Origin of the sequence: Anoxybacillus sp. MB8, from assembly GCF_011006755.1 — a bacterium.
Classification (GTDB): Bacteria; Bacillota; Bacilli; order Bacillales; family Anoxybacillaceae; genus Anoxybacillus; species Anoxybacillus gonensis.
The window spans coordinates 100,007-112,585 of record NZ_RXXX01000002.1 but is presented as its reverse complement, the minus strand read 5'-3'; the positions used below and the strand labels follow the sequence as shown (position 1 = coordinate 112,585).

The following is a 12,579-nucleotide window of genomic DNA, read 5'->3' as shown; positions in this document are numbered from 1 at the left end:
GAAGTGTAGTACATTGAATGTAAAGGGGAGGTGAAGTGATGCGGCAAACGGTCATGGCAATGTTCGTTTTACTTCTTTTCTTTACGCTCGAAACGTTTCACATCATTCAATGGTACGATGCAAGCGTATGGGCGCTTATTGTTTTTTCTTTTGGACTTATCGTTCATATATATGTGTTTAAGCGCGGTGTACGTGAGCATGACGCATTTCTTTTATTGCCAGCAGCCATTGCGTTATGGATGGGAGTTTTTTCGTTCTTTTGGCTTCATGCCGAAACGATGTACGTATTGGCGTTTACGATCGGTTTATTTGAGTGGTGGCTGTTTAGCAAGGAACAGTGGCTGGAAACACCGCTTCTCGTTTGTTTCGGATGTAGCGTTGTCGCGAGCTTAGAGGCAGGAGAGATGCTTTTGTTTCTTTTTATTTTAACGATCGGTGTCGGGGCATATGCATATCGTACAAAAAGCGAGCGAGCCAATGCACTTTAGGCTCGCTTTTTCACTTCACGCCAAACCGATGTAAAATTTGTTTTAGTTGATACACTTCCTCCGCTAGCACTGCCGCTTCTTTTGCGAGTTGATGGACGCTCATCGCTTGTTGTTCCAGCCCGCTTGCCGTTTCGTGAACGACTTTTGTAAAGTCGTTGGCGATCGTATAAATATCTGTAATCGCTTCGTGTAGTTCGTTTCCTTCTTTTGTCGTTTGTTGCATGAGCGTTCGGTTTCGTTGACTTAACGCATTTAGCTCATGTGACATCGTTTGAAAATACGCAATACTGTCGGTCAGTTTTGTTAAGGAGGTGGTCGTTTCGTCGATCGTATTTGCTTGTTTCGTGACCGCATGTGCGACGCTTGATAGTTGATTATACGTATTCGCAAGCGATGATAAAATTTCATGCGCGAAAGCGTTCGTATGTTCCGCAAGTTTCCGCACTTCTGAGGCGACGACGGCAAATCCTTTTCCAGCTTCTCCTGCTCGTGCCGCTTCAATGGAAGCATTTAACGCCAACATGTTCGTTTGTTCCGCAATCGCCGTAATGGCGGACACTTTTTGGATGAGCGCATCGGCTTCTTTCGCGACCGTTTGAATTTGTTTTGCGGTGTCGTTCATTTGTTGTTTTGTGTCGTTCATTTGTTGTTCGATAGCTTGCATATACGTATATCCTGTTTGGGCAGATTGAAATGTCGTTTGCGCCCGTTCGACGACTTGTTCAATATCTGTTTGGACGGTGCGCATGTAATCAAGCATCGTTTGAATGCGCTGTTTCGCTTCATCGACAAACGTCGTTTGTTTTTGCGCCCCTTCACGAAACGTTTCCATCGTTGCGGACACTTCATCAAACGCCTCCGCAATTCGCTTCGCTTCTTCTTTTTGTTCGTGGCTCACTTGTTCGACGGAGGAAGTTGCCTTTGCGATTTGTTGTAAAATCATGCGCAAACCGAGAATGACTTTGTTTATTTCATAGCCAATTTGATGAAAAGCGTTGCGCTTTCCGACCGTTTTCACTTCGGTATGAAGCTGTCCGGATGAGACGGCACGAGTGACGTGATACCACGCGTGCAGGCGGTTCATGATCGTACGGTAAAATGAAAAAGAAACGAGAAAGCTGATGAAGCCGGTGACGCCCGTCAGAAGCAACGTTTGTTTGACCGATAGCTGCATTATAAACGCAACAATAAAAAGAGCGATGACTGGCAAGAAGACGATCGTGCTAAACCACATTTCTATATATGGCTGATGGATCAGACGTCCCATGCGCAAATTAAAGCGCTTTCCATTTTGTTCGAAAAGCGGACAGGCCGCATCAATGAGCACTTCGCCCGTATTTCGTTTATACAGTTGCAACAGTGGAGCAGTTGTCGTTGCCGCTTTTTTTCCTACTTCGTCGTCAAACACCATCCCTTCACGCAAACGGTTTGTATGCACAACACCTTTTCCGTCTTCATCGACGATGACGAAATATTCATCGCGTTCAAGATGGCGGTCTAATACGTCGCGCAACGAATTGAGCTGTTGAGCGAGCGCTTGGTCTAATCGCATCGTTCGTTGTACTTCTTTCGCTACTCGTTGTACTTTTTGCAGTGCTTTTTTTGCTTGTTTCGATTGTAACAATGTTCTCTCCCCCTTTTCCCCTTATTTCAAATATACACAATTTTCAAACAACGAAAAAGTCATAAAAAAGAAAAATGAACAAATGATAAAAAGGGAGGTGAGACGAATGACCCAATCGAAAAGACAAAAAGAGCGACAATGGACCGTTCGGAAACAAGCGCAAAACGAACCGCACGGGAAAGTGAAGTCGTTTGAACAACTAGCAAAAGAAGAAAAATAAATGGAAAAGGCTGTCCCAAAGAAGTTTGTGACAGCCTTTTGCCTCGTTATCTTGCTTTTAACGCACGAATTTCGTTTTCATGTACAAGTGACCGAACAGCGAGCGACTGGATAGCGAGCTCGTGTCGCGCTTGGGTCGCGATGACATCATCTAGCTTTTGGGACATTTCAGCGAGGTTTTGCTTGATCGTTGATATTTCATTTACTGCTTCTAATGTTTCTAACACGGCTTGTTTAATGAGAGGAATGTCTGCGACGTCATCTTTAGTGGCCATGCGTTGCTCGATGCTTACGATGTCATCTTTAGTGGCCATGCGTTGCTCGATGCTTACGATGTCATCTTTAGTGGCCATGCGTTGCTCGATGCTTACGATGTCATCTTTAGTAGCCATGCGCTGCTCGATGCTTGCGATGTCATCTTTAGTAGCCATGCGCTGCTCGATGCTTGCGATATCGTCTTTTGTGGCCATGCGTTGCTCAATGCTTACGATATCGTCTTTTGTCGCCATCGTTTGCTCGATGTGTTCGATACGCTTGTCCATGGCAGCGATATCGTCTTTTGTGGCCATGTGTTCGCGCAACAATGCAAGCTCATCGAAAATACGTTTGAGCATATCGTCCATGTTTACTCACCTCCCCCGACAAAATTATATCATCGCATAAAAAAGAAAGCGATAAAAAAGATGCCTCAAATTATGAGGCACCCGAATATTTAATAGTTTAAATCAATGCGAATTCCTTTGACGCTATATAAAATATTTTCAGCGATATTTGTCACATGGTCGCCAGCGCGCTCTAAGTTGCGCGTGATGAACGACAATTGTGTAATTTGATTTGTAAACTCTGGTTTTTCGCTCATTAAGTCAATTAATTCTTGAATAATTTTTCCTTGCAACTCATCTACTCGATCGTCTTCAAGTGCGATCCGTTTCGCTTCTTCAACGTCATCGTTATGGAACGCATGAAGCGCATGGTCTAACATTTCATTGACGATTGCCGCCATTTCAGGAATGTGGACGATCGGTTTCACATGCGGTTCTGTGCCGATAAATTTGACTGATTTTGCGATATTGACCGCAATGTCACCAATGCGCTCGACATCAGACGAAATTTTAAGCGCAACGATTAACCGACGTAAATCAGATGCGACCGGTTGTTGTTTTAAAATCGTCATAATTGCCAGCTCGTTAATTTCGCGCTCAAGTTCGTTAATTTTTTTATCGTTTTCGATAATGTCATCTGCTTTCGCGATATTTTGCGTTTTTAACGCTTCAATCGATTCATGTAGCGCTTGTTGGGAAGCAGATACCATCGTCATTAATTTTTCGCGCAGTTGTTGAAGCGCCGCATCAAAAGTTGAACGTTTTGTCATGTTGAATCACCTAACTTTTTTTGTTGTTATTATATCCTGAAAACAGTTCACAAATAAAGCATAATTTTTTATAGAATGAATATATGTTTTATGGTATATTGTTAGGCGTACAATTGAAGAAGAATTCTACGCGGCTTGCGTAGGAGAGGTTCTAGAACACCCTCTATAAAAAAACTAGGGATCGCTATGTCCTTAGGGGGTATAGCGTTTTTGTTTTAGAACGCTCTTTCTTCTCATTATGTAAGAAAGGGGAGCGAAAGATGAAAAGAGAAAAAGCAGTCGTCGTTTTTAGTGGCGGCCAAGACAGTACAACATGTTTATTTTGGGCGAAAAAACATTTTGCGGAAGTCGAAGCGGTGACGTTTGATTACAACCAACGCCATCGGCTTGAAATTGACGTCGCTGCATCGATTGCGAAAGAGCTTGACGTGCCACATACGGTGCTTGATATGTCGCTATTACATCAGCTCGCACCAAATGCGCTAACAAGAAGCGATATAGCGATCGAACAAAAAGAAGGACAATTGCCGTCCACGTTTGTCGATGGGCGCAATTTATTGTTTTTATCGTTTGCGGCGGTGCTTGCGAAACAAAAAGGGGCGCGTCATCTCGTGACGGGCGTATGTGAAACAGACTTTAGTGGCTATCCGGATTGCCGTGACGTATTTATTAAATCGTTAAATGTGACGCTTAATTTAGCGATGGATTACGACTTTGTCATTCATACGCCGCTCATGTGGTTAAATAAAGCGGAAACGTGGAAGCTTGCTGATGAGCTGGATGCGCTTGAGTTCGTGCGCACGAAAACGCTCACATGCTACAACGGCATCATCGCTGACGGTTGTGGCGAATGTCCAGCGTGCGTGTTGCGTAAACGAGGTCTTGATCAATATATGAGTGAAAAGAAAGGGGCGCATGTGCAATGATCCAACAAATTTATCCGCAAGTCATTCACCCGTTTCGCTATGAATTAAATAAAGATATGCAAATTGCGGCAGCGCACTTTATTCCGCATGAAGCAGCCGGCCAATGTGCGAATATGCACGGACATACGTATTTTATCAACATTACTGTTGCAGGTGACGAGCTTGATGATTCAGGCTTTTTAATTAACTTTCAACAGTTAAAAAAACTTGTGCACAACCGTTTTGATCATACAGTTATGAACGACCATAAAGACGTATTTAGCGATACAGCGGCTGAACATTTTCCAACGACAGAAGTGGTAGCGCGAAAAATTGCAGAAATCGTTCAGGAACATTTAGACACGTTGCCGAATAAACCGACATGCGTTCAAGTGTTTGTGCGGGAGTCCCCGACAAGCTACGTCGTATATCGTCCGAAAGCAGGGAAACAATAATGGAGCGCATTCCGGTCATTGAAATTTTCGGCCCGACGATTCAAGGCGAAGGCATGGTCATCGGGCAAAAAACGATGTTTGTCCGCACAGCAGGATGCGACTATCGTTGCCGTTGGTGCGATTCGTCGTTTACGTGGGACGGTTCAGCGAAAGATGAAATAAAACAAATGACGGCTGAAGACATTTGGCAACAACTGAAACAACTTGGCGGGGATCGGTTTAACCACGTGACCATTTCAGGCGGCAATCCTGCGCTGCTCAAAAGTTTGCATGCGCTCATTTCTTTACTGAAACAACATCGAATGCGCATCGGCTTAGAGACGCAAGGAAGCGTATGGCAAGACTGGTTTTACGATATCGATGATTTCACGATTTCACCAAAGCCGCCGAGTTCAAGCATGGAAACAAACTTTGCGATGCTTGATACAATCATGGACCGATTAGCGAGCCATCGCGGACAAGTGAGTATAAAAGTCGTCGTATTTAACGATGAAGATTTTGCTTATGCCAAACATGTGCATCAACGCTACCCAACCGTTCCGTTTTACGTTCAAGTCGGCAACGATGAGCTACAGGAAGCAGACGACGTTACGCTTCGCTTAAAATTATTACAAAAACTTGAATGGCTCGTCGAACAAGTTGTGCAATCAAGCGAAATGAACGACGTTCGCGTCTTGCCCCAACTACACACGTTATTATGGGGCAATCGTCGCGGCGTATAACTAAAGGAGGAGAAAGCGATGAGAAAAGATGAAGAACTACAAGGAGTTACGCTTCTTGGAAACCAAGGAACGAAATATGTATTTGAATACAGCCCAGACATTCTTGAAGTGTTTGATAACAAACATCCCGATCGCGACTACTTTGTAAAATTTAACTGTCCGGAGTTTACGAGCTTGTGTCAATGAGGGCACACTTCAGTGGTGACACTGTCGGCTAAACCTTGTGAATTCAGGGGAAGAGAAAAAGGGTGGAAATTATCTGAATTTTTATGTACAATACAAGCATAGGAATATGTGTTCGTGAAAGGGTGTTTGTATTGTACGGTACACCTTGGAGAGATAAGGGATGGTTTACTGAGCAGTTTATTTACATTGGGAAAAGTATTCATGAGTTGTCCATTGAATTAGGTATGGATTGGTCTAGTCTTGAAAGGTGGAGGCAGATTCACGGGTTACCTAGGCACTCGGAAAGAGAAAGGATTATTGCGGAGTACGGATTAGATGTTTTTGAAAACATAGTGAAGAGGAAAAAGGAAAGATATTCGATTTCTAATAAAAGAAAAGCAGAGATTATGTATAAAGGGAAAAGTTATGAGGATATTTATGGTAAAGAGAAGGCTCAAGAAATAAAAAATAAAATTTCTGCTTCAAATAAAAATGTGAAAAGATCAGAGGAATTTAAAGAAAATCTATCCAAAAAACAAAGAGGAAAAAATAATTCGAATTGGAAAGGTGGATTTTACAGTTCTCAGGTCTATAAACACATTGATCGTCTTAGTGTGAAAGAGTATGTTCTTGACACTTGGAATAGATATATCGTTATTGAAAAAGACTATACTTGTGAGTGCTGTGGAATCAGATCCATTACTTGTAATGGACATCATCTCCTATCTTTTACAAAAATTTTTGATGCTATTTGCTTTTATTTAGATAAACGTAATTGTTTAGACACACTGTCTGTCATTTCAGAAATGCATAAATTTCATAAAGAAAACTTTAGTAAAATTTACAAATGTTTGTGTTCTGCATGTCATCGCAATATCCATCGACAAGAGAATTATTATATGAGAATGCAAGAAGAGAATCGTCTTATCCATTTATTAGAACCCTATTTCTCCAACCCTGAGCCAAGCCTTAAAGAAGAAAGTGCGATGTATACAGCCTTTTTCTTTAAGGAAGGTGCAGAGACTATCGAAATCACTTTATCACGAAGCGAGTAAAAGTAGTGATAAAGGAAGAGAGTAGAGTACATCACGATGAAAATATCGTGGTGGAAGCGCAAGGGTTCTTATTCGATATCGCAGTCGAATAAGAATAAGATATAGTCCACCTGCTCTACAAAAAGCAGTTGCCAAAAACCGGACAACCAGATTTTGCAACAATTTACATTAGTTACATTCCTGATAAAAAATGTGTTGAAAGCAAGTCGCTGAAGTTATATTTATTTAGTTTCCGCAATCATGGTGATTTTCATGAAGATTGCGTCAATATTATTATGAACGATTTAATTCGCGTCATGGAGCCGCGCTACATTGAAGTGTGGGGGAAATTTACACCGCGCGGCGGCATTTCGATTGACCCGTATTGCAACTGGGGTCGCCCGGGAACGAAATACGAACAAATGGCGGAATATCGCTTATTAAACCACGATTTATATCCGGAAAAAGTAGATAATCGCTAAGAAGGCTGGCTCATGAAGTCAGCCTTAAAAAATTCATAAAAGAGAACTAGTTTTTTTTCGCAAACGGGTATATAATGACAAATTGTTACGAACCTTTTTTGTTTGGGGGGTCTTCATTTGAGACAGAGAACGGCTCTTGTGATCGGAGCAAGCGGATTAGTCGGAGGCGAGCTTCTCCAGCGGTTGCTTCGTTCGGAGCATTATGAACGAGTGACGGTGTTTGTTCGAAAACAAATGGCGTGCAAGCATGAAAAATTAAAACAAGTTGTCGTTGATTTTGACAAAATAGAACAATATGAAGAATATTTTCATGTCGACGATGTATTTAGTTGTTTAGGGACGACGATGAAAAAAGCAAAAACAAGACAACAATTTATTAAAGTGGATTACGAATATACGTTGCGGGCGGCAAAACTGGCGGAAAAATGTCACGTCAAAACGTTTTTATTCGTTTCTGCGATCGGGGCAGATCCGCATTCGATGTTTTTTTACAATCGCGTCAAAGGAGAGACGGAAGAAGCGTTGCAGCGGCTTACGATTCGCTCGTTGCACATTTTTCGCCCATCGTTATTAACAGGTGAGCGACAAGAATTTCGTCTCGGTGAAAAAACAGCGGAATGGCTTTGTCACGGTTTTTCGTTTGCGTTCGTCGGCAAATGGGAAAAATATAAACCGATCGCCGCAAAACAAGTGGCAGAAGCGATGTATTATGCTGCACTTTCAGAAAAAAAAGGGGTATACATTTACGAATGTAGCGAAATGAAAGGGCAATGTGAACAACAAAGAGGGCTGTCTCATCAACAATAAGCAGCCCTCTTTTCGTTACTCTACAATTTTGTAGTTTTTATGGTTGACGACTGTTCGTTCTTGCAAGTCGAGTTCTTTGTAGTTGTCCATATACGTTAAATCGACAATAACTGAATTTTCGTTTACTTTTTCAACAATTCCCCGCAACCCATTTTTAAATTCAATGATGTCGCCAATTTGCGCTTTTTTCATTGAAAATCCCCTTTACTTTTGAATTTTTAAACCTTTTTTCTATTTTGCATGATTTTTCCTCGTTCGTAAAGGGCATTTTCAACTATTTTTAACGCTGTGGCCCATACGGCATGTACGGCCACATTGGTCCTGGCATCATCTGTGGCATTTGTTGCGGCATTTGTGGCATTGGCATTGTTTGCGGCATCATTTGTTGATCTAGTCGGAAATCTTCATACATATTCCAGTCATTCATCGTTCATCTTCCTTTCTTTCATTTAGAATCCACCAACATTGTATGTGCATTTTCGATAGACGTGTGTCAATATAACAAAATTAGGCATTCACACATCGTATTGACATGTATCGTTCAGCACGTTAAAACAAAGAGGGAGGGATGAACGTGACTGAACAAGAAGCAAAGCAACTTCTTCAACAATTGCGCACGCGCGCCATTCCACATGTACTTGTGAAAAAGGAACATTTTTTAACGTTTCGTCATGTGCTCGTCCAACAAGAAGATTTTAAACATTTTCGCGGCGTTGCCCAGCGCGGTGGGGATGTCGTGTACTACTATATGGATGAGCCGCGCAGTTAACGTAACGTTTTAGCTTTTTGACGGCGGACATGCGCCATTGTTTTACGGCATTCACGCTTACGCCTTCTTCATGAGCGATTTGTTTTAATGTTTTTCCTTCGATCACATGACGAACAAGCCATATGCGCTCACGTGGCGTTAAATATTGCATCGCTTCTTCCCACATGATGTCGGCAAAAAAATCGACATTTTCTTTTAACACATATTCATCTGGCAACGGAACGTGTACGTTTCTCGTTTCTTTGCGCAGCTGTGACACGATGCGCCAGCGAATCATTTTGAATGCGAACGTACAAAAGGAACCTTTCGTTTCGTCGTATCGTTCATATGCTTCCCAAAGCGCAATGAAGCCAATTTGCATATATTCATCGACATGACGGCGAATGTGCAACTTGCGAATGATATAAGAAATGAGTGGGCGATATTCGGCAACGATTTTTTCAAATGACATATATATCCCTTCCTTGAAGGCGCGCCTTCAGTTATTCCGCGGTACATTTAGCCTAACAAAAACGCTTGCGCCAAGCGAAAGGGAAAACGGATAAAAATCGTCCGTTTATGTTCTGCATACACACCATTTGCCTAGAGGAAATACAAAAAATCGGACGAAAAACGAAGTGAAAATGAGCGGATTTGCTAAAAAATGTTTTGAACAATGGAAAAATTTTGTGATATGATAATAAAAAATGGAAAGGCATGAGTAAGAGATGAAAATTAGAAAAGCGACGATTGATGAACAATCATTACAACAAAATGTATACATTTATGAAAATAAAAAAGAACAATATATCGTTGTCGCGATTCCGTATTTGGAATGGTCCATTTATGTTAGCTATGATGATTTCGCTCATATCGAATCGCGTTTACAACAATCGCTTGCGAAAGTGTTAGAAGAAGAACATGTTTCGCCGCTTGCGATGAAGCTTGCACAATGGATGAGAGAAATGTAGGAAAGGTTTCGTTGCCAGATGAAATACGCCATTGTCATTTATGTGATTGTCAGCACCATTTGGATCGTATTGACTGATTTTTACGTAGAAAAGTTGCCGCTTCCACAACACATCATGCCATATGTTCAAACGTTTAAAGGCTTTATTTTTGTCATGTTGTCTGCTGTATTTATGTATATCGCTTTGAAAAAACATCGTGCCTTAAAACAGATGAGCGAAAGCGAACAAGAGCTGTTGACGCTCATTCATGCGATGCCTGATTTCGTCTCGTTTAAAGATGGACAAGGGCGTTGGCTCAGAGTAAACGAATTTGGTTTAAAGCTTTATGGGCTTGAGCATGTCGATTATAAAGGAAAAACAGATGCGGAACTGGCGGAATATACTCCTCATTTTCGCGAGGCGTTACTTTATTGCATCGATTCGGATGAAGAAGCGTGGCGGGCAAAAACGGTGACGCGTGCGGAAGAATCGTTTCCGATGCCAAACGGTGAAATGAAAACGTTTGACGTCATTAAAGTGCCGCTATTTTACGAAAACGGAAAACGAAAAGGGCTTGTCGTCATCGGTCGCGACATTACGCAACAAAAAGTTGCTGAGCAGCTGTTGTTGAAAAAAGAAAAACTATCGGTCATCGGCGAGTTAGCGGCAGGCATCGCCCACGAAATTCGCAATCCGCTCACGTCCATTAAAGGCTTTTTACAAATGATGAAAGAAACGAAAGAAGTAGATGAACGTTTCGTGCAAATTATGTTAGATGAAATTGAGCGCGTCAATCAAATCGTGAGCCAACTTCTCGTGCTAGCGAAACCGCAAATGAAATCGTATAAGCCGCTCGCTTTACACGACGTTGTTGACTACGTTGTCGGATTGTTTACGTACGAAGCGATTTTGCAAAATGTACAAATGAAATACGAACCGCACACATCGGCAACCGTACACGGCGACAAAAACGAGCTCATCCAAGTGTTTGTCAACGTCGTAAAAAACGCCTTAGAAGCGATGCCAAAAGGGGGAACGCTTACAATTTCTACGAAAGAAGAAGATGACCGCGTCCATATTATCATCGAAGATACAGGAAAAGGCATTGAACAAGAGCATTTAAAACGAATTGGCGAACCGTTTTATACGTTAAAAGAAAAAGGAATGGGACTTGGTTTAACGACGAGCATGAAAATGATTCATGAACATAAAGGCACGATGCAAATCGAAAGCAAAGTCGGCAAAGGAACGCGGGTTCACATCATATTGCCAACATATAAAAATGACCCGTCTTAAAACGGGTCATTTTTATCACTCTACCCATGTCGTGACTTCATCTACTGGTAAACGGAGAGACGGATGGGCTGGCGCGCTCGCTTTACCGATTGTAATAAGCATCACCGGAATGTATCGGTCTGAAATGTGAAATTCTTTCATGAATGCTTGTGGATCAAAGCCGCCGATGGCGCACGTATCAAACCCTTCTGCTTTTGCGGCAAGCATGAGTTGCATCGCTGCTAACGAAGCGTTCGTGAACGCAGCATCGCGCGCATATTGTGCGTTTGTATATGCTTGTTCAATTTGTTTGGCGAGCGTCTCTTTCACTTCTTTTGTCATTTTTCCTTGTGCGACAAGCGGATCATATACGGCATCTGTTTTTTTATTCGCTTGTAAATCGCCAAGCACCGCAACGACCGCGGATGCATCAACAATTTGTTGTTGATTGTAAGCGATCGGAAGAAGCTTTTGTTGCGCTTCTTTTCCATAGATGACGACGAAATGCCAATGTTGCAAGTTCCAAGCGGAAGGCGCTTTTGTCGCTAATTGTAAAATTTTTGTCAGTTGTTCTTTCGAAATCGAAGCATTCGGATCGTATTTCCGAATCGATTGACGTTGTTCCATAATTGAAATCATATATATCCTCCTTGAACATACAAAAATAACATTACTCACTTTTTGTTAGTTACGATAAATATATTAATTTAGTTACAATAAGTTTGTCAAATTTCATGCATAGGGTGATCATCCATGGAACATTCACATGTTTGTCCAAAAATTGAAGCCGCGTTTGAATTAATCGGTAAAAGATGGAACGGATTAATTATTCACGTCTTATTTCGCGGTCCGCTTCGCTTTAAAGATTTAGCAGAAAGTATTCCAGAAATTAGTCAAAAAATGTTAACAGAACGATTAAAAGAGTTAGAAGAAGAACAAATCGTCGTCCGCCATGTATATCCGGAAAAGCCTGTGCGCATTGAATACGAATTAACGGAGAAAGGAAAAGATTTACGCATCGTGATGGAAGCGGTGCAAGCATGGGCAGAAAAATGGTGTAGTCCCTAACCTTTTGCCATTGTCGTTGCGATAGTTATAGGTGAAAGGAGGGGAGGAGGCGTGATTCAACGTTCACAACTTCGTTTAACGTTTGAAGTGGGCGTGACAGAAACGGGCAAACCGGTATATAAAAACAAAACGTATACGATTAAACCGAACGCAACGGAAAGCTCGCTCGTCTCTGTTGCCCAAGCGCTCGCATCTTTGCAAAGCGCTCCGCTCGTTCACGTATATCGCAACGATGTGCACGTATTAGGCGAATAGGAGGGATGAG

Annotated in this window: 19 protein-coding genes, 2 pseudogenes and 1 riboswitch; of the genes and pseudogenes, 14 read left to right on the top strand and 7 right to left on the bottom strand. The window is 42.0% G+C overall.

What is annotated here, in order from left to right; genetic code table 11:
- Positions 1-38: 38 nt before the first annotated feature.
- A complete protein-coding gene (locus EKC99_RS01565) occupies positions 39-488 on the top strand; it encodes a hypothetical protein (RefSeq protein ID WP_163150129.1) in 450 nt (149 codons plus the stop codon).
- Positions 489-498: 10 nt separating this feature from the next.
- Here the strand turns inward: EKC99_RS01565 and EKC99_RS01560 are convergent, their stop codons facing one another.
- A complete protein-coding gene (locus EKC99_RS01560; protein WP_163150126.1) occupies positions 499-2,112 on the bottom strand; it encodes a methyl-accepting chemotaxis protein in 1,614 nt (537 codons plus the stop codon).
- Positions 2,113-2,218: 106 nt separating this feature from the next.
- Between EKC99_RS01560 and EKC99_RS15860 the strand changes: the two genes are divergently transcribed.
- Positions 2,219-2,332 carry a DUF6254 family protein gene (locus EKC99_RS15860; protein WP_003396753.1) on the top strand — a complete coding sequence of 38 codons (114 nt, stop codon included), beginning with the start codon at positions 2,219-2,221 and terminating at the stop codon, positions 2,330-2,332.
- A gap of 46 nt (positions 2,333-2,378) precedes the next feature.
- Here EKC99_RS15860 and EKC99_RS01555 read toward each other — a convergent pair whose 3' ends face one another.
- Together EKC99_RS01555 and phoU are read right to left on the bottom strand one after the other, a co-directional pair.
- Positions 2,379-2,954: a hypothetical protein gene (locus EKC99_RS01555; RefSeq protein ID WP_163150123.1), complete on the bottom strand. Its 576-nt coding sequence runs from the start codon at positions 2,952-2,954 to the stop codon at positions 2,379-2,381.
- A gap of 89 nt (positions 2,955-3,043) precedes the next feature.
- Positions 3,044-3,703, bottom strand: a complete 660-nt coding sequence (gene phoU, locus EKC99_RS01550; RefSeq protein ID WP_009362724.1) for a phosphate signaling complex protein PhoU — start codon at positions 3,701-3,703, stop codon at positions 3,044-3,046.
- Positions 3,704-3,842: 139 nt separating this feature from the next.
- Positions 3,843-3,887: riboswitch (PreQ1 riboswitch) on the top strand.
- A 76-nt stretch (positions 3,888-3,963) separates the two neighbouring features.
- On the opposite strand from phoU, the gene queC reads away from it, so the two are divergent.
- The 7 genes and pseudogenes from queC to EKC99_RS01515 all read left to right on the top strand — a co-directional run bounded on the left by queC (position 3,964) and on the right by EKC99_RS01515 (position 8,273).
- Complete coding sequence (queC, locus tag EKC99_RS01545; RefSeq protein WP_019418028.1) at positions 3,964-4,629, top strand: 7-cyano-7-deazaguanine synthase QueC; 666 nt, start codon at positions 3,964-3,966, stop codon at positions 4,627-4,629.
- Positions 4,626-5,063 (top strand): 6-carboxytetrahydropterin synthase QueD, encoded by a 438-nt coding sequence (queD, locus tag EKC99_RS01540; protein ID WP_009362722.1) that lies wholly within the window; start codon positions 4,626-4,628, stop codon positions 5,061-5,063. The genes queC and queD overlap by 4 nt, the downstream gene beginning before the upstream one ends.
- Complete coding sequence (queE, locus tag EKC99_RS01535; protein ID WP_163150121.1) at positions 5,063-5,785, top strand: 7-carboxy-7-deazaguanine synthase QueE; 723 nt, start codon at positions 5,063-5,065, stop codon at positions 5,783-5,785. Before queD ends, queE begins: the two co-directional genes overlap by 1 nt.
- Positions 5,786-5,803: 18 nt before the next feature.
- Positions 5,804-5,965 (top strand): annotated as a pseudogene (locus EKC99_RS01530) (preQ(1) synthase); the annotation flags it as partial.
- Positions 5,966-6,102: 137 nt separating this feature from the next.
- Positions 6,103-7,005 (top strand): hypothetical protein, encoded by a 903-nt coding sequence (locus tag EKC99_RS01525; protein WP_043965114.1) that lies wholly within the window; start codon positions 6,103-6,105, stop codon positions 7,003-7,005.
- Positions 7,006-7,136: 131 nt separating this feature from the next.
- Positions 7,137-7,466 (top strand): annotated as a pseudogene (gene queF, locus EKC99_RS01520) (preQ(1) synthase); the annotation flags it as partial.
- Between the two features lie 117 nt (positions 7,467-7,583).
- Complete coding sequence (locus tag EKC99_RS01515; RefSeq protein WP_240468781.1) at positions 7,584-8,273, top strand: oxidoreductase; 690 nt, start codon at positions 7,584-7,586, stop codon at positions 8,271-8,273.
- Positions 8,274-8,288: 15 nt separating this feature from the next.
- On the opposite strand, the gene EKC99_RS01510 is transcribed toward EKC99_RS01515, so the two are convergent.
- Together EKC99_RS01510 and EKC99_RS01505 are read right to left on the bottom strand one after the other, a co-directional pair.
- On the bottom strand, positions 8,289-8,465 hold the full coding sequence (locus tag EKC99_RS01510; protein ID WP_009362719.1) for a YkvS family protein: 177 nt from the start codon (positions 8,463-8,465) through the stop codon (positions 8,289-8,291).
- A gap of 88 nt (positions 8,466-8,553) precedes the next feature.
- Positions 8,554-8,700, bottom strand: coding sequence for a hypothetical protein (locus EKC99_RS01505; protein WP_163150117.1), 147 nt, complete (start codon positions 8,698-8,700; stop codon positions 8,554-8,556).
- Between the two features lie 141 nt (positions 8,701-8,841).
- On the opposite strand from EKC99_RS01505, the gene EKC99_RS01500 reads away from it, so the two are divergent.
- Positions 8,842-9,042 (top strand): hypothetical protein, encoded by a 201-nt coding sequence (locus tag EKC99_RS01500; RefSeq protein WP_009361123.1) that lies wholly within the window; start codon positions 8,842-8,844, stop codon positions 9,040-9,042.
- Here the strand turns inward: EKC99_RS01500 and EKC99_RS01495 are convergent.
- Entirely contained in the window at positions 8,969-9,493 is a 525-nt protein-coding gene (locus EKC99_RS01495; RefSeq protein WP_019418024.1) for a sigma-70 family RNA polymerase sigma factor, read from the bottom strand. The genes EKC99_RS01500 and EKC99_RS01495 overlap by 74 nt on opposite strands.
- A gap of 256 nt (positions 9,494-9,749) precedes the next feature.
- Between EKC99_RS01495 and EKC99_RS01490 the strand changes: the two genes are divergently transcribed.
- Together EKC99_RS01490 and EKC99_RS01485 are read left to right on the top strand one after the other, a co-directional pair.
- Positions 9,750-9,992: a YueH family protein gene (locus tag EKC99_RS01490; RefSeq protein WP_009361121.1), complete on the top strand. Its 243-nt coding sequence runs from the start codon at positions 9,750-9,752 to the stop codon at positions 9,990-9,992.
- A gap of 18 nt (positions 9,993-10,010) precedes the next feature.
- Positions 10,011-11,267 carry an ATP-binding protein gene (locus EKC99_RS01485; RefSeq protein ID WP_163150115.1) on the top strand — a complete coding sequence of 419 codons (1,257 nt, stop codon included), beginning with the start codon at positions 10,011-10,013 and terminating at the stop codon, positions 11,265-11,267.
- Positions 11,268-11,282: 15 nt separating this feature from the next.
- Here the strand turns inward: EKC99_RS01485 and EKC99_RS01480 are convergent, their stop codons facing one another.
- The gene (locus tag EKC99_RS01480; protein WP_026011749.1) at positions 11,283-11,885 is read right to left on the bottom strand and encodes a nitroreductase family protein; all 603 of its coding nucleotides are present in this window, start codon (positions 11,883-11,885) and stop codon (positions 11,283-11,285) included.
- 114 nt (positions 11,886-11,999) lie between these two features.
- Here EKC99_RS01480 and EKC99_RS01475 point away from each other — a divergent pair, with 114 nt between their 5' ends.
- Together EKC99_RS01475 and EKC99_RS01470 are read left to right on the top strand one after the other, a co-directional pair.
- Positions 12,000-12,314, top strand: coding sequence for a winged helix-turn-helix transcriptional regulator (locus EKC99_RS01475; RefSeq protein WP_019418020.1), 315 nt, complete (start codon positions 12,000-12,002; stop codon positions 12,312-12,314).
- 51 nt (positions 12,315-12,365) lie between these two features.
- Positions 12,366-12,569, top strand: a complete 204-nt coding sequence (locus EKC99_RS01470; protein ID WP_009361117.1) for a DUF1659 domain-containing protein — start codon at positions 12,366-12,368, stop codon at positions 12,567-12,569.
- Positions 12,570-12,579 lie beyond the last annotated feature (10 nt).